Raw genomic sequence first — 15,241 nt, forward strand, 5'->3', positions numbered from 1 at the left:
CGAGGAGAAGGCCAGCCGTGAGCATCACCGACTTCACCGCCAGGATCCGCGCCCGGCAACCCGCACTGGGCTACTGGGCCGTGCTCGATTCGCCCGTGTCCACCGAGCGCATCGCGCGCCTCGGATACGACTACGTGTGCCTGGACGCCCAGCACGGACTGCTGGGCTACTCGGGGTTGCTGAGCGGCCTGACCGCGATCGACGCGGGCGGCGTGTCCGCGGGCCTGGTCAGAGTCGAGGCGAACAGCCCCGCCCCCATCGGCCGTGCCCTCGACGCGGGCGCCGCAGGCGTCATCGTGCCTCTCATCGACACCGCCGAGGACGCCGCGGCCGCTGTCTCCGCGACCCGCTATCCACCGAAAGGGCGCCGCTCGTACGGCCCGATGCGCTCCGCGCTCCGCATCGGACCACGCCCCGCGGACAGCGACGCCACCGTGCTGGTCCTCGCCATGATCGAGACGGCACAGGGGCTGGCGAACGTCGAGGCGATCTGCGCCACCCCCGACCTGGACGGCGTCTACGTCGGCCCGTCCGATCTGTGCCTGGCCCTGGGCGGCGCCTTCCCCGGCGACCCCGCGATCGCCTCCCAGTTCGAGGACGCGCTGGTCACGGTGCGTGAAGCCGCCAGGTCCGCCGGCATCGCCGCCGGCATTCACACCCCCGACGGCGGGACGGCCGCCAAGCGCCTGGCCGAGGGATACACCTTCGCCACCATCGCCTGCGACCTCGTCCACCTCGAACAGGCCGCGAGGTCCCACCTGACCGACGCCCGAGCCCAGTCTCGCCAAGGAGAACAGTGAGCCAGTCCCCGACCTCCGTCCCCGATCACCTGCCCATGGACGGCCTGATCCGGGTTCGCGACGACGATCCGGACCGCCATGACGCGTACCTGATCGCGCCCGCCGTGCAGAACCACGCGGCCAACCTCATGTCGCTGCACGACGGTGATCTGGGCTGCGTGTGGTTCGGCGGCACGCAGGAAGGCGTCTCGGACATCTCCATCTGGTTCTCCCGGCTGCGGAAGGGCGCGGACACCTGGTCCACGCCCACGCGGCTGTCCGACGACATGACGCGTTCCGAGCAGAACCCGGTCCTGTTCCCCACGCCCGCCGGAGAGCTGTGGCTGCTGTACACCGCCCAGCACGCCGGCAACCAGGACACCGCCGAAGTCCGCCGTCGCATCTCCCGAGACGACGGTCAGACCTGGGGACCTGTGCACACCCTCTTCCCCGCCACGAGCCGCGGCGGCGTCTTCGTCCGGCAGCCCGTGCTCGTGCTGCCCTCCGGCCGATGGCTCCTGCCCGTCTTCAACTGCGTCACCACGCCGGGCAGGCGCTGGGTCGGCGACCGTGACACCAGCTCCCTCATGATCTCCGACGACGAGGGACGAACCTGGCGCGAACAGCTCGTCCCCGACAGCACCGGCTGCGTCCACATGAACGTCCACCTCCTGGCCGACGGCACGCTGCTCGCGCTGTTCCGCAGCCGCTGGGCGGATTCGATCCACGCCAGCCGGTCGGAGGACGAGGGCGTGACCTGGAGCGCTCCCGCCGCCACCGAACTGCCCAACAACAACTCCTCCATCCAGTACGTCCCACTGCGTGACGGCCGGCTCGCGCTGGTGTTCAACGCCAGCAGCGCGGCCGACGCCACCGAACGGAGAGTCTCCCTGTACGACGAGGTCGACGACGACGGCCTGGCCGAGACCCCGGCGAGTCCGGCGACCCCGGCGAGTCCGGCACCCGCCGGGAGCGATGAGCGGACCGCGTTCTGGGGCGCCCCGCGCGCGCCCATGACGCTCGCGCTGTCCGACGACGGTGGGCGCACGTGGCCGATCCGCCGCGATCTGGAGGTGGGCGACGGCTACTGCCTGACCAACAACTCCCGCGAGGGTCTCAACCGGGAGTACTCCTACCCGTCCATCCAGGAAAGCGCCGACGGCGACCTGCACATCGCCTTCACCTACCACCGCCGCGTCATCAAGTACGTACGGGTGCGACCCGAGTGGGCCGCCCGCGCCGCGGGCGTCTGACGTGTCGACGGACACCACGCCAGACCGCCACAACGGACAGACCGCGGAGCAGCCGCAGCACGCGGTGGTGACCGGGGCCAGCTCCGGCATCGGCCAGGCCATCGCCGCACGCCTGCTCCTCGAGGGCTGGCACGTCACCGGGATGAGCCGTACCCGCCCTCCGGAGCACCGCCAGGACAGCCCGGCCTACGCGTGGATCCAGGCCGACCTGACCGACCTCGACCGGTTGGCCGACGCGTCGGCCGCGGTGGGCACCGTCGACGCCGTCGTGCACGCGGCGGGCCTGCAACGCTCCGCACCGCTCGGACGCCTCTCGGCACAGGACGGCGCCCTCATGTGGCGCGTCCACGTCGAGGCCGCGACCGTTCTGGTGAACACCCTCGCCGGCGCGATCCGCCCAGGTGGCCGCGTCGTGCTGATCGGAAGCCGCACGATGGCGGGCGCGGTGGGCAAGAGCCAGTACGCGGCGACCAAGGCCGCGCTCGTGGGCCTGTCCCGTTCCTGGGCCATGGAACTGGCCCCGCGTGGCATCACCGTCAACGTGGTCGCCCCCGGCCCGACGGACACCCCCATGCTGCGGGATCCCGGACGTGCCGCCACGCCGCCACGGGTTCCGCCGCTGGGCCGGTTCATCAGACCCGAGGAGGTCGCGGGACTGACGGCCTTCCTCCTCGGCCCGGAAGGAGGCGCGGTCACCGGCCAGCACCTGGTGATGTGCGGCGGCGCGTCCCTGTGAGCCGGCGGCTCCGTCTCCTGGGCTGGCCGCTCCGTCTCCTGGGCTGGCGGCTCCGTCTCCTCGTCTAGCGGACCTCCACCTCCGTGATGCGGGTGTAGTCGTTGCCGCCGTTCGAGGCCAGGGCGACGATCCGGACCGCGTCCGCCGTCACAGCGGCGAAGTCCGAGCGGACGCTGCCCGCGGTGTTGCCGCGGACCTGCGCGACCGTCTGCCACTGGCCGTTCAGCCCCGCCTGGACGTCCCAGTCGCGCAGCCCGACGCTCGAGGACGGGTAGCGCTCGGTGTTCAGGGTGTAGAGGTCGACGCGGGAGATCTGCTTGGCGCCGCCCAGCGCGATCGACACCGTGTCCGGCCAGGCCCTGGCCGTGGCGTCGTTCCAGCCGTTGCCCCCGGCCCAGCCGTTCGAGCCGGCGTCGCCGTCGGCGACGCTGCACGGCGGGTAGTTCGCGTTGGTGTGCTGGGACGAGGCGGTGACGGGGCGGCGCAGGGCGAAATTGCCGCCGTTGTCGAGCTGGTCCAGGGTGACGACCTGGACGGGGACCGACAGGGTGCGGTCCGGCGTCTTCAGGCGCAGCGCGTACTCGCCCTGCGGCGTGGTGGGCGGCACGGCGATCAGCAGCTTCGCGCCGAGCTCGTAGCCGGGCGGCAGGTAGCTGGTCAGCATCGAGCGGGAGGCGGACAGCGGCGCTGTCACCTCGACGGACATGGTCGCGTACGACGGCTTCCTGGCGTCGCTGCGCATGCCGATCTCGAGCTTGGCCGGGCAGGCCGGGTCCACGCCGAGCGGGGCCACGACCCGGTCGGCGCCCGCGATGGGGGTCAGCCTGCCGGTGCCCTTGGAGGCGCCCGATTTGACGGTGAGCGACGGGTTCGACGGGGGCTCGGAGGGATCCTGGGCGTGGGCGGCGGCCGGGGCGGTCACGACGACGGCGGTGGCGGCCAGCGCGGCGGTGAGGAGTCGCATGATCGGTCCTTCCTGTCAGAGCGCGTGCAGGCCGGGCACGCCGTCGAGGGTCACGAGGCTGGCCCTGGTGGAGACCGGCGCGCCGGGCCGGTCCACGTACGGCACCACCTTGAAGTCCGCCCGCCACTGGCTCCTGGTGACCTCGCAGGAGACGTAGCCGCGCTGGTAGCTGGAGAAGCGGAGATGCGGGTTGACAGCATCGGTGCCGCCGGCCGGCAGGCCGGTGTTCGGGTTGCCGTTGCCGCCGCTGCTGACGGAGGTCCCGACGAACTCCACGCCGACAGTCCGCGAGGAGGGGTCGTCGAAGTTCGTCTTGAGCTCCCCGGCCAGGTTGTAGTGGATGTCGCCGGTCAGCACGACGGGGTTGCTGACCTGCCGCTCCACCATGCCGTTCAGCACGCGGTCCTTGGCGGCCTTGTAGCCGTCCCAGAGATCCATGCTGAGCTTCTGCGCGGGCCCGGCGTCGTAGTCGAGCTGGATCATGGCGATCTGCTGGGCCAGCACGTTCCACTTGGCGCGGGACTCGCCCAGGCCGTCGAGCAGCCACTTCTCCTGCTCGGCCCCGAGCATCTGGCGGGCCGGGTCGAGCCGTTCGGCGCAGTCGATCTGCTGCCCGTCGCCGCAGACCTGGTCGTCGCGGTATTGGCGGGTGTCCAGCACGTTGAACTCGGCCAGGTCGCCGAAGGAGAACCTGCGGTAGATCCGGGCGTCGGGCCCCTGCACGGCGGGCACCCTGATGGGCATGTTCTCCCAGTACGCGCGGAAGGCGTTGGCGCGGATCACCAGGTAGTCCTGCTCGGACACCTCGCCGCCGGGGCCGAAGCGGCCCGCCCAGTTGTCGAGCACCTCGTGGTCGTCCCAGGTGACGATCCACGGCGCCGCCTGGTGCGCGGCCTGCAGGTCGGGGTCGCTCTTGTAGAGGCCGTACTGGACGCGGTAGCGGTCGAGCGTGTCGCACTGCACCCGGAACTGCTCGGGCACCGGCGTGTTGCGGTTCCCGCCCGAGGGCACGATGCCGTACTCGTAGATGTAGTCCCCGAGGTGGAAGACGACGTCGGGACGCTCCTCGGCGAGGTGGCGGTAGGCGGAGTAGTAGCCGTCCTGCCACGACGCGCACGAGGCGAAGGCCAGATGCAGCGACTCGGGGCTGCTGCGCGGCGCGGGCGCCGTCCTGGTCCTGCCGACCGGGCTGAGCTCGCCGCCGGTGCGGAAGCGGTAGAAGTAGTCGCGGCCGGGGCGCAGCCCCTTCGCGTCCACGTGGACCGAGTGGCCGTACTCGGGGGTGGCCCACGTGGAGCCGTATCCAGCGCGCCGGGTGAACGCCTCGTCCTCGGCGATCTCCCACTCGACCTTGATCTTGTTGTACGGCAGCCCGCCCAGCGGTTCGAGCGGCCTGACCGCCAGCCGGGTCCAGAGGATCACCCGGTCGGGCAGCGGATCGCCGGAGGCGACGCCGAGCTGGAAGGGGTAGTCGCCGCTCACCGTGGCGGCCGCGGTCCACGGGTCGGCGAGGTCGGTGCTGAACGCCAGGGCTAATGCGCTCAGACCGAGGAACGAACGGCGCGTGTGCATGCTGCTTCCTCAGATGGGGGGCGAAAGCCCTCACTTTGTAGCAAGCAGGCAAGCTTGTAACAAGAGTGAAGTTAAAAATCACACACAAACGTGTTACAACTGGGCGACCTCGACCCGCCGGTGCCGGTCGCGCAGGCGCTGCAGCATCTCGGCGGGGGCGTTGGCGTCGACCACGATGACGTCGAAGTCGTCGAGCGGCGCGACCCGGTGGAGCGCCACCCTGGCCAGCTTCGAGCCGTCCACGGCCAGGATCCGGCGGGTGCCCGAGCCCAGCATCGCCCGCTTGACCAGCACGATCTCCTGCTCCTGGTGGAAGGCGTACTGGTCGGAGACCGCGGAGGTGGAGACCACGACCACGTCCGTGCTGACCGCCTCGACCGCGTCCACGCAGCCCAGCCCGAGGAAAGAGTCGTGTGTGGCATGGTACTCACCGCCGAGCGCGATGAGCCGGATGTCGGGGGCGGCCGCGAGTAGCCTGATCGCCTCGAGGAAGTTCGTCAGCACGGTCAGCGGCGCGAGCTCGCCCAGGTGGCGGGCCACGGCCAGGGCCGTGGTGGAGTCGTCGAGCATCACGGAGCTGCCCGGCTCGATGAGCCCGGCCACCACCCTGGCGATCGCGTCCTTCTCCGCGGTGTGCGCCGTGAGCCGGTAGGCGATGTTGCTCTCCCAGACGTTGGAGGCCTGGGCGGTGGCGCCGCCGCGGACCTTGCGCACCATGCCCTGGCGCTCCAGTTCGTCGAGGTCGCGGTGTACGGTCATCACGCTCACGTCGAAGCTCTCCGCGAGCTCCGTCACCGTGGCCGAGCCACGCCGTACGATGTGCTCGGCCATGTCCCGCCACCGAGCGGACTTGCCGGAGGTGTGCTGCCGCGAATTCACCCTGAGCCCTCACCCTTGCCTGGACGGTTGCGGATCCTACTCTTGACACTCTTCTCGGGCGACTCGTACTCTCCCGACATCCCTCATTTTTAACAAAATCGGCTGTTAACTTAACAGGCCCGTCATTAAAACGTTCGTATCGGCCCCCCCCAGCGCCGGGCGAGGAGACATGACATGACCGATCTGCGTGATGCCCGACTGAGCCGGGTCCAGTTCTTCCGCATGATGGGTGGCCTCGCCGTGGCCGCGGCCGCCACCGCCTGCTCGACCAAGCCCGAGACCACGGCCACCACGGGCGGCGGGACCGCCGCCGCCGGGGTCGACCTGAAGTTCCTCGGCGTGGCCGACCAGAAGGCGCCGATGGACGCGCTGCTGGCCGCCTACCAGAAGGTGAAGCCGGAGGTGCGGCTCACCGCCTCCTTCGCCCCCACCGACCAGGTGCAGACCTCGGTCCGCACCCAGCTCGGCGCGGGTAACGCCCCCGACCTGCACGTGGTCTACCCGGGCAACGGCAGCGCCATGTCCATGACCCAGATCGCCAAGGCCGGGCTGCTGGCCGACCTGTCCGCCCAGCCGTGGACGCAGACGATCCCCGCCGGGTTCAAGCCCGCCTTCCAGCTCGACGGCAAGACCTACATCTACTCCGCCGGCTCGTCGGTCATCGGCGCCGTCTACAACAAGAAGGCGTTCGAGAAGGCCGGCGTGGAAGCGCCGCCCACCACGTGGACGGAGTTCCTCGCGGTCTGCGACAAGCTGAAGAAGGCCGGCATCACGCCGATCGCGCTGGGCGCGCAGACGCCGTGGGTCACCCAGCTCATCACGTACGCGCTGGTGCCCTCCACCGTCTACGCCAAGGACCCGACGTTCGACGACAAGCAGCTCGCCGGGCAGACCTCCTTCGCCCAGTCGGGCTGGCGCCAGGCCATGGAGATGTACCTGGAGCTGCAGAAGCGCGGCTTCTTCAACGACAAGCCGAACGGCACCACGTTCGAGCAGCAGATCTCCATGGTGGCCACCGGCAAGGCCGGCATGGCGATCCAGGTGTCGGCCGTGCTGCCCGACTTCCGCAAGGCGGCCTCCTCGCCCGACGACCTGTCGATGTTCCCCGTGCCGGGCGCGGACGACGCCAACCAGGTGTGGATCCCCGCCGGCGTGGTCGTCGGCCTCGGCGCCAGCGCCAAGGGCCAGCACGTCGAGGAGGCCAAGGCGTTCATCGACTTCCTCGGCAAGCAGGAGAGCATCAACGCCTGGGCCAAGGCCATCGCCGCCATCCCGCTCACCCAGGACTCCTCCTCGACCATCGACCCGGCCGTCCAGTCGTTCCTGCCGTTCACCAAGGACCGGGCGGTGCCGTTCATGGACCAGCGCTGGCCCAACGCCGAGGTGCAGCCGGTGCACTTCGCGGTGATCCAGGAGCTGCTGGCCGGCAAGTCGACCATCGACGAGGCACTGAAGAAGATGGACGAGGCGTACAAGAAGTGACTTCCCTGACTGTCCAGCGGCGTTCGGCCGTCTCTCGGCGCAGGCGGCGCTTCAGCGCCAACTCGCCGTCCTGGCTGTTCGCCGCGCCCGCCCTCGTCGTCTACGCGCTGGTCGTGCTCTACCCGGCCGCGGCCGGCGTGGTGTACGCCTTCACGGACTGGAGCGGCATCGGCCAGGACATGTCCTTCGTCGGCCTGGCCAACTTCGGTGCGCTCCTGGGCGACGAGCAGGCCATGGGCTCGATCGGCAACACGCTGCTGCTCACCGTGGCCATCGTGGCCGTCCAGAACGGGGTCGGCCTGCTGCTGGCCCTGGGCGTCAACGCCAAGCTGAAGAGCCGGGCGCTGCTGCGGGTGATCTTCTTCGCGCCCGTGGTCGTCAGCCCGGTCATGGTGGCCTTCCTGTGGAAGTACGTCTACAACCCCGACCCGTCGGCGGGCCTGAACGGGCTGCTCGGCCTGAGCGTGGACTGGCTGGGCGACCCGTCGGTGGCGCTGTGGTCGATCGCCGGCATGGTCGTGTGGCAGTACGCCGGATACTCCATGGTCATCTTCCTGGCCGGGCTCGAAGGCGTGCCGAAGGAGCTGCACGAGGCGGCCATGATCGACGGGGCGGGCACCTTCCAGCGCTTCCGCTACGTCACCTGGCCGCTGCTGGCCCCCGCCGTGACGATCAACCTCATGCTCTCCACGATCGGCGGGCTGAAGCTCTTCGACCAGATCTTCGCCGCCACCAACGGCGGCCCCGGCTACGCCACGGAGACCCTGTCCACGGTGCTCTACAAGCAGGCGTTCGTGTTCGGCAAGTTCGGCTACAGCACCGCGATCGCGCTGGTGCTCGCCCTGTTCGTGGCGGCCGTCTCCCTCGTCCAGGTCTACTACCTGCGCAACCGGGAGGTGTCCGCATGAGAAGGACGTTCCTGCTGGAGATCGTGATGATCGCGGTGGCGGTGGCGTTCCTGTTCCCCGTCTACACGCTGATCTCGCTGTCGCTGAAGGACCCGGCGCAGATCTCCCAGACGCCGCTGGCGCTGCCCGACCCGCCCACGCTGGACAACTTCGGCAAGGCGTGGTCGGCCGCCGCGCTCGGCCCGTCGCTGGTCAACAGCACGGTGATCACCGTGGCCAGCCTGGTCCTGCTGATCGCGCTCGGCTCGTTCGCCTCCTACTTCCTGGCCCGCGTGCACAGCAGGCTCGGCTACGGCCTGTACATCCTCTTCCTGCTGGGCATCGTGCTGCCGTTCCAGCTCGGGATGATCCCGCTCTACGAGCTGGTGACCGATCTGGGGCTGATCGGCACACACGCCGGGATGATCCTCTTCTACACCGGCATCCAGCTGCCCTTCACGGTCTTCCTCTACACCGGCTTCATCCGCGCGCTGCCCCGCGAGTACGCCAGCGCCGCCCAGATCGACGGCGCCTCCCACCTGACGGCGTTCACCCGGGTGGTCTTCCCGCTGCTACGGCCCATCACCGGCACCGTGCTGATCCTCAACGCCGTCTTCATCTGGAACGACTTCTTCACCCCGCTGCTCTACCTGGGCGGCTCCGGGTTCGAGACGGTCCCGGTCAGCGTCTTCGCCTTCGTCGGCCAGTACGTCTCCGACCACGGCCTGGTCTTCGCCGGGCTCGTCCTCGGGGCGCTGCCGATCGTGCTGGTCTTCCTGGTGCTGCAGCGCTACGTCATCAAGGGCTTCTCCAGCGGGCTCAAGGGATGACCGTCTTCGACGTGCTCCGAGAGCCGCCACGGGAGTTCTCCCCGGCGGCCATCTGGTGGTGGAGCGGCGAGCCGCTGCGCCGCGACCGGCTGCGCTGGCAGATGGAGCGGCTCGTCGCCGGGGGAGTGCGCAACCTCGTCATCCTCAACCTGGCGCCGTCGGGGCCGCTGTTCGGCTCCGACGCCGACGACCCGCCGTTCCTGTCCGAGGCGTGGTGGGAGCTGCTGGACGGCGTCTGCGCCGACGCCTGCGAGCTGGGCGCGTACCTGTGGTTCTACGACCAGCTCGGCTTCTCCGGCGCCGACCTGCAGGCCCGTCTCGTCCAGGAACGCCCGGAGTTCGCCGGGCAGTGGCTGGCACCCGACGGGACGGTCTCGACGCGCGGCTTCGACTACCTGTCCCGCGAGGCGTGCGCGGTGCTGCTCGACCGGGTGCACGGCGAGTTCGAGCGGCGGGTGGGCCACTGGTTCGGCACGGTGATCGCCGGGTCGTTCCAGGACGAGCTGCCGACCGTGCCCACCTGGTCGGCGACGTTCGCCGAGGAGTACGCGGCCCGGCGCGGCCGGCCCTTCACCCTCGACGCGCCCGACTGGCACGCCTACCAGCAGACCCGGGCCGAGCTGGCCGAGGAGGCGTTCTTCCGGCCGCTGGCCGCCTGGCACGAGCGCCACGGCCTGCTGAACGGCTGCGACCAGCAGGATCCGGCCCGCGCCGGGCATCCCGTGGACGGGGTCCGGCTCTACGCCGACTACGCGCGTACCCATCGCTGGTTCGGCGCGCCCGGCTCCGACCACCACGGCGACGCGCGCCTGCACTCCTCGCTCGCCCACCTGTACGGCCGGCCGCGCACCTGGATCGAGGCGTTCCACTCCAGCGGCTGGGGCGGCACCCTGGAGGAGACCTTCGACTGGCTGCTGCCCTGGTTGCGCGCCGGTGCCAACCTTTACAACCCGCACGCCGTCTACTACACGACCCGGCGCGGCTGGTGGGAGTGGGCGCCGCCGTCCACCGACTGGCGCCAACCCTACTGGCGGCACCACCGGGTCTTCGCGGACGCGGTGACCCGCCTGTGCGCGGCCCTGTCCCTGGGCCGCCACGCCTGCGACGTCGCGGTGCTCCTGCCCACCGCGACGTCGCAGGCCGGAACCGGGCTGGACGGCGTCGGCGCGCAGGCCGCGCGGGCGCAGGAGGTCTACCGGGAGCTCGTGGGCGACATGGCCTGGTTCGCGACCGTGCCGGGGGCGCTCGACCGGCTCGGCCTCGACGCCGACGTGATCGACGAGGACTCGGTGCGGCGCGCGGACGTGCGCGACGGGCGGCTGGCCGTCTCCACCGAGGCGTACCGGGCCGTCGTGCTGCCCGCCGTGACCGTGCTCGACGAGGACGTGGCCGCGCGGCTGAAGGAGTTCGCCACCGGCGGCGGGCTGCTGGTCGCGGTGGGGACGGTCCCCGACGGGCTCCCGGCCGTGTCCGTGGAGAGCGCCGACGGGATCGGGGCGGCGCTGGCCGGGCTCGAACGGCGGGTCGAGGCGCCGGTGCCGCCGCTGGTACGCGAGATCGGCGAGACCACGCTGGTGTTCCTGACCGCCGCGTTCCCCATGGCCAGCAGGATCGGCGTGGGGCGGCCCGAGGAGCGCGGCGTCGAGCTGGGCTGGCTGGACGCCGCCATCGACTTCGACCCGTCCCGGTACGCCCGCGAGATGCGGGTGAAGGTGCGCGGCGTCTGCGGGACGCCGCTGCTGGCGAGCCCGTTCGGCGGGGAGCCCCGGGCGCTGCCGTGCACCACGGACGGGGACGCGCTGGAGGTCGTCGTGCCTTTCGACGACGGGCCCGCCGCGCTGCTGATCTTCGACGGGACCTCCCACGCCCCGGAACCGCGCCCGAGCTTCCCGCATGAGGTGGAGCTGGGCGAGGAGTGGGACGTCGAGCTCGTGCCGACGCTGGACGACACCTGGTCGGACTTCGGCAGCCGCGCCGTCGTCGAACGCTGGACGCTGCGCACGCCGGACGGCGAGCCGGTGCACGTCACGTTCGAGCCACGGGGCGAGCAGCGGGTCGGGACCGGGCCGTGGACGCCGTCGGTGTGGTCGCCGTCGCGCGGGCTGCGCAAGGACCCGATCCACCGGGAGACCCTCGGCCCCAAGGGGCACGTGCCCGTGGAGTTCCTGGCGTTCGGGACGGTCGGGGCGGGGGAGGAGGCCCGCTTCCGCAGCCTGCTCACCGTGTCCGCCGACCTGCCCGAGGGCGGCCGGCTGGCGATCGGGGCGGGCGCGGCCAAGACCGCCTGGCTGGACGGCGAGGAGGTGCCGCTGGACGACTCCGGATACGCGGCGGTCTCGCGCGCGCCGCTCGCGCCCGGCACCTATCTCCTGGAGCTGCGGTTCGTCCCCGACGAGGAGCTCGACCTGCGGGCGTACGCCTGCCTGGTCGCCGACCCCCGCGACGCGGTCCTGCCCGAGTGGATCGGCGGGGCCATGGAGACCACCGTGCACGTCGGCGCACCGCCGTACGAGCTGCTGCAGGTGGCCTCGACCGCGTACTGCCGGGTGCTGGTGAACGGGGCGGAAGCGGGCCGGCAGGGCGGGTTCGACCCGTACGAGGAGGCGGACATCCCCCGGGTGCGCCGCTACGACGTGTCCGGCCTGCTCCGGCCGGGCGGCAACACGATCAGCGTGGAGTCGGACGGCTGGGTGCTGGTGGACGGGCTCGCGGTCTCCGGTCCCGGCTGGCCGTCGCGGCCCCGCGTACGGCGGCGCCAGCAGGGCGACCCCGCCGCGCTCCACCTGCGGCCCCGGCCGCATCCGCTGCCCGAGGCGGGCTGGCTCGACGGGCGCGCGAGCGCGCTGCCCGCCGGGTTCGCGGTCCCGGGCGGGCAGGTCCCGGGCGGGCACCCCGGCCCCGGCCGTCTCCTGCTGGACCCGCCGCCCGGCGTGACCGGCATCGAGGTGGACGCGACGGGTCCCGTACGGATCCGCGGAACGGAGCTGGAGGTCACCGGGTCGCTCACCGGCCCGGTCCGCTTCACCTGCGGACCCGGCCGGATGCGGCTCGGCGACTGGGAGGAACGCGGCCTGTCCGGCTACAGCGGCGGCGTCCGCTACCGCACCACGATCACCGCCGCCGCCGGGCCCGGCGCGCTCGACCTCGGCAGGGTGCGCGGCACGGCCGAGGTCACCGTCAACGGCCGGCCCTGCGGGATCCGGGTGTGCTCCCCCTACACCTTCGACGTCGGGCTGGACGAGGGCGAGAACACGATCGAGATCCTCGTCCTCGGCACCCTGGGCCCGTTCATGGACGAGGTCAGCCCCACCCACTTCGTCTTCCCCGGCCAGCGCAGCACCGGCCTGTTCGGCCCCGTCCGCCTGCGCACGGACTGACAGCCTTCTGCCAGCCTTTTGCCAGGACGGCCGGGGACCGTGAGGTCATGGACATCCGACTCGGAGTGGTACGAGGCCTCCAGTACGGCCTCGTCGACAAGCCCGACACGTTCGCCCCGCAGGCCAGGGAGCTGGGGGCGGGGCTGGTGCGTGTGTTCTTCTACTGGTCGCAGCTCGAACCCGAGCCCGGCCGCCACGACTGGTCGGCGGTGGACGCCGTGCTCGACCAGTTCGACGACGACACCGAGCTCTGGTTCACGCTCGGCGCGGCCTCGCCGTGGGGCTCGACCCGCTCCACCGACCTGCTGCCCGCCTCGCCGCCGCTCGACCCGGCCGCCTACGCGGCCACGCTGCGCGCCCTCGTGACGCACTGCCGGGGCCGCGTGCGCTACTGGCAGTGCGAGAACGAGCCCTGCATCCCCCTGTTCTGGGCCGGCACGGCCGCCGACTACGTGGCCCACCTCGCCACCTTCCACCAGGCGGTCAAGAGCGCCGACCCGGACGCCGCCGTGGTGCTGGGCGGCTGCCCGCCCGGCGTCTTCTCCGCCTCGGACGAGCCCGACGACGAACGGGACTTCTTCCTCCAGGTCATCGAGGAGGGCCGGGACGCCTACGACGTCTTCGACGTCCACCTGTACGGGGACCCGTACCTGATCCCCCGCGCGATCGAGGACGTGCGCGCGGCCGTGGGGGACAAACCGATCGTGGCCGGCGAGTACAACGGGCCGCTGCCGACGCAGTACCCCGAGGTGTTCGAGCACCTGGCGGAGGTGATCGAGGCCGGGGGCATGCAGCCGTGGTACCGCCTGACCGTCGAGGACCTCCACGAGGGGCGGCTCACCACCGAACCGGTGCGCGCCGCCATGAAACGGCTCTACGACCGGATGGCGGAGCTGCCGCCCACGCTCCAGATGTTCATGACCGGCTGCCCGCCGGAGCTCGAGGCCGAGCGGCACCGGATCAACGCCGACGACATCCTCATCAGGAACATGCTGGCCCTGTCGAGCGGCCTCCGGCTGACCGTCTGCTGGCAGCTCAGCCCCGACATGCCGGCGCCGCCCGATCCGTACAACCTCCTCCAGCTGATGTTCTCCAAATTCCAGCTCATGGCCTTCGAGGGCGGCACCATGTCCGTGCGGCATCCCGGCGCGGACGCGTTCGCCGAGCTGTCGTCGCGGCTGGCGGGCGCGACGGACGTGCGCCGCGTGGAGGTGCCGGGGCGCCCGGACGCCCACGTCTTCGAGCTGGTCGGCACGGGGGTGGAGGTGGCCTGGCTGCGCCCCTCGTCCCCCGAGCCGCCGGCTCTGGTCCGGAACGGCACGGTGCTGGACGCTCGGCCTCAGTTCACGTACGCCCACAGGTCGTAGGTGGGATATTGCGGGTTCTGCGGCTGGGTGGTGCTGCACCACCAGGTGCTCCACCGGCCGTTCTGCTGGCCGGACTGGCCGAAGGAGATGCAGATGTCGTAGGGCAGACTGGAGTAGACCTTCTGCAGGGTCAGGTCCGCGTGCGCGGGTGCGGCCACGGCCACGGCGGGCACCAGGGCGGTGGCGGCGAGCAGTGACAGGGCGGCGAGTCGGTGACGCACCAGGTCTCCCATCTCGAAGAGGGCGGATCACCGTAAATTGCACGACGCGGTGATCCGCCGCCGCAACGGCGCCGCCCTCGCCCTTCCGGCGACCAGCGCGAACGCCCGTCGCCGCGGTGAAATTTTCAGCGGGCGTCCGGCTGCCTCGCACCCGGCGCGCGACCCGAAGCGGCTCAGCGGGCGAACAGGTAGTTGCGCCGGTGCGTGCTCACCCGGTCCACCCGGTTCCAGCGGCCCCGGTGCCAGACGTGCATCCGGTACCCGCGCGCGATCAGTGAGCCCGCCACCTCGGCGGCGTCCCTGCCGTACCTGCCGAGGTGGCGGTCCTCGATCTCCAGCAGCAGCGCGGGCCGGTGCTGCTCGATGGTCCATTCCGCGCCCCTCAGCACCTCCGTCTCGCACCCCTCGACGTCCATCTTGACGAAGTCGACGCGGGGGATCTCCCGCAGCTCGCACACGCGGTCCACGGTGTACACGGGGACCTCGAGCGTCCTGGTGGCGGCGAAGGGGCCGGGATGCTTCAACCCCTCCTCCAGGTGCGCCCAGCCGTGGACGGGCAGGCCGAACCGGTACGGCAGCCGCAGCCGCCGGTATCCGGTGGACGAGCTCAGCGCGGCGTTGGTCACCCGCACGTTGCGCGCCCCGCTCGCCCGCCGCCCGGCCTCCAGGATCCGGTACGGCACCGGCAGCGGCTCGAAGCTGTGCACCTGCCCGGCCGGCCCGGCGAGCCTGGCCAGCGGGTAGGTGTACATCCCGTAGGCAGCCCCGATGTCGAAGCAGACCGCGCCCGGCCGGACGAACTCGGCCAGGCCCCGCAGTTCCGGCTCGCTGAGCGACACCGCCGCCCCCGCCCGCAGCATCGCGGCCACGGCTTCCACTCTCCTCATGCCGGTG

At 71.5% G+C, this 15,241-nt stretch carries 13 protein-coding genes; 8 read left to right on the forward strand and 5 right to left on the reverse strand.

Going from position 1 to position 15,241, the window contains the following annotated elements:
- Positions 1-17: 17 nt before the first annotated feature.
- From AB0L65_RS24740 to AB0L65_RS24750, 3 genes are read left to right on the forward strand one after another with little or no spacing between them, the layout of a single operon-like run.
- Complete coding sequence (locus AB0L65_RS24740) at positions 18-800, forward strand: aldolase/citrate lyase family protein (protein WP_364249193.1); 783 nt, start codon at positions 18-20, stop codon at positions 798-800.
- Complete coding sequence (locus AB0L65_RS24745) at positions 797-2,032, forward strand: exo-alpha-sialidase (RefSeq protein WP_364249195.1); 1,236 nt, start codon at positions 797-799, stop codon at positions 2,030-2,032. The genes AB0L65_RS24740 and AB0L65_RS24745 overlap by 4 nt, the downstream gene beginning before the upstream one ends.
- Before the next feature lies 1 nt (position 2,033).
- The gene (locus AB0L65_RS24750) at positions 2,034-2,768 is read left to right on the forward strand and encodes an SDR family oxidoreductase (RefSeq protein WP_364249197.1); all 735 of its coding nucleotides are present in this window, start codon (positions 2,034-2,036) and stop codon (positions 2,766-2,768) included.
- 64 nt (positions 2,769-2,832) lie between these two features.
- Here AB0L65_RS24750 and AB0L65_RS24755 read toward each other — a convergent pair whose 3' ends face one another.
- The 3 genes from AB0L65_RS24755 to AB0L65_RS24765 all read right to left on the reverse strand — a co-directional run bounded on the left by AB0L65_RS24755 (position 2,833) and on the right by AB0L65_RS24765 (position 6,135).
- Entirely contained in the window at positions 2,833-3,732 is a 900-nt protein-coding gene (locus tag AB0L65_RS24755) for a discoidin domain-containing protein (protein WP_364249199.1), read from the reverse strand.
- Positions 3,733-3,747: 15 nt separating this feature from the next.
- On the reverse strand, positions 3,748-5,304 hold the full coding sequence (locus AB0L65_RS24760; protein ID WP_364249201.1) for an alkaline phosphatase D family protein: 1,557 nt from the start codon (positions 5,302-5,304) through the stop codon (positions 3,748-3,750).
- Positions 5,305-5,397: 93 nt separating this feature from the next.
- Positions 5,398-6,135, reverse strand: coding sequence for a DeoR/GlpR family DNA-binding transcription regulator (locus tag AB0L65_RS24765; RefSeq protein WP_364249203.1), 738 nt, complete (start codon positions 6,133-6,135; stop codon positions 5,398-5,400).
- 222 nt (positions 6,136-6,357) lie between these two features.
- Here AB0L65_RS24765 and AB0L65_RS24770 point away from each other — a divergent pair, with 222 nt between their 5' ends.
- From AB0L65_RS24770 to AB0L65_RS24790, 5 genes are read left to right on the forward strand one after another with little or no spacing between them, the layout of a single operon-like run.
- Positions 6,358-7,665, forward strand: coding sequence for an extracellular solute-binding protein (locus AB0L65_RS24770; RefSeq protein WP_364249205.1), 1,308 nt, complete (start codon positions 6,358-6,360; stop codon positions 7,663-7,665).
- Positions 7,662-8,573 (forward strand): sugar ABC transporter permease, encoded by a 912-nt coding sequence (locus AB0L65_RS24775; RefSeq protein ID WP_192792926.1) that lies wholly within the window; start codon positions 7,662-7,664, stop codon positions 8,571-8,573. Before AB0L65_RS24770 ends, AB0L65_RS24775 begins: the two co-directional genes overlap by 4 nt.
- On the forward strand, positions 8,570-9,382 hold the full coding sequence (locus AB0L65_RS24780) for a carbohydrate ABC transporter permease (protein ID WP_364249207.1): 813 nt from the start codon (positions 8,570-8,572) through the stop codon (positions 9,380-9,382). The genes AB0L65_RS24775 and AB0L65_RS24780 overlap by 4 nt, the downstream gene beginning before the upstream one ends.
- Positions 9,379-12,759: a hypothetical protein gene (locus tag AB0L65_RS24785; RefSeq protein ID WP_364249209.1), complete on the forward strand. Its 3,381-nt coding sequence runs from the start codon at positions 9,379-9,381 to the stop codon at positions 12,757-12,759. The genes AB0L65_RS24780 and AB0L65_RS24785 overlap by 4 nt, the downstream gene beginning before the upstream one ends.
- Positions 12,760-12,806: 47 nt before the next feature.
- A complete protein-coding gene (locus tag AB0L65_RS24790; protein ID WP_364249211.1) occupies positions 12,807-14,126 on the forward strand; it encodes a hypothetical protein in 1,320 nt (439 codons plus the stop codon).
- Here AB0L65_RS24790 and AB0L65_RS24795 read toward each other — a convergent pair.
- Both AB0L65_RS24795 and AB0L65_RS24800 read right to left on the reverse strand, forming a co-directional pair.
- Positions 14,099-14,347 carry a hypothetical protein gene (locus tag AB0L65_RS24795; protein ID WP_355195657.1) on the reverse strand — a complete coding sequence of 83 codons (249 nt, stop codon included), beginning with the start codon at positions 14,345-14,347 and terminating at the stop codon, positions 14,099-14,101. The genes AB0L65_RS24790 and AB0L65_RS24795 overlap by 28 nt on opposite strands.
- Positions 14,348-14,520: 173 nt before the next feature.
- Positions 14,521-15,234, reverse strand: coding sequence for an FkbM family methyltransferase (locus AB0L65_RS24800; RefSeq protein WP_364249213.1), 714 nt, complete (start codon positions 15,232-15,234; stop codon positions 14,521-14,523).
- Positions 15,235-15,241 lie beyond the last annotated feature (7 nt).

The sequence above is a fragment of the Nonomuraea sp. NPDC052116 genome, from assembly GCF_040680035.1.
Classification (GTDB): Bacteria; Actinomycetota; Actinomycetes; order Streptosporangiales; family Streptosporangiaceae; genus Nonomuraea; species Nonomuraea angiospora_A.

What these genes read in the sequence shown, in the direction of transcription:
- AB0L65_RS24790 (WP_364249211.1), top strand. Translation starts at nt 12,807, where the DNA reads ATGGACATCCGACTCGGAGTGGTACGAGGCCTCCAGTACGGCCTCGTC.
- AB0L65_RS24760 (WP_364249201.1), bottom strand. Translation starts at nt 5,304, where the DNA reads ATGCACACGCGCCGTTCGTTCCTCGGTCTGAGCGCATTAGCCCTGGCG.
- AB0L65_RS24755 (WP_364249199.1), bottom strand. Translation starts at nt 3,732, where the DNA reads ATGCGACTCCTCACCGCCGCGCTGGCCGCCACCGCCGTCGTCGTGACC.
- AB0L65_RS24770 (WP_364249205.1), top strand. Translation starts at nt 6,358, where the DNA reads ATGACCGATCTGCGTGATGCCCGACTGAGCCGGGTCCAGTTCTTCCGC.
- AB0L65_RS24765 (WP_364249203.1), bottom strand. Translation starts at nt 6,135, where the DNA reads ATGGCCGAGCACATCGTACGGCGTGGCTCGGCCACGGTGACGGAGCTC.
- AB0L65_RS24785 (WP_364249209.1), top strand. Translation starts at nt 9,379, where the DNA reads ATGACCGTCTTCGACGTGCTCCGAGAGCCGCCACGGGAGTTCTCCCCG.
- AB0L65_RS24780 (WP_364249207.1), top strand. Translation starts at nt 8,570, where the DNA reads ATGAGAAGGACGTTCCTGCTGGAGATCGTGATGATCGCGGTGGCGGTG.
- AB0L65_RS24800 (WP_364249213.1), bottom strand. Translation starts at nt 15,234, where the DNA reads ATGAGGAGAGTGGAAGCCGTGGCCGCGATGCTGCGGGCGGGGGCGGCG.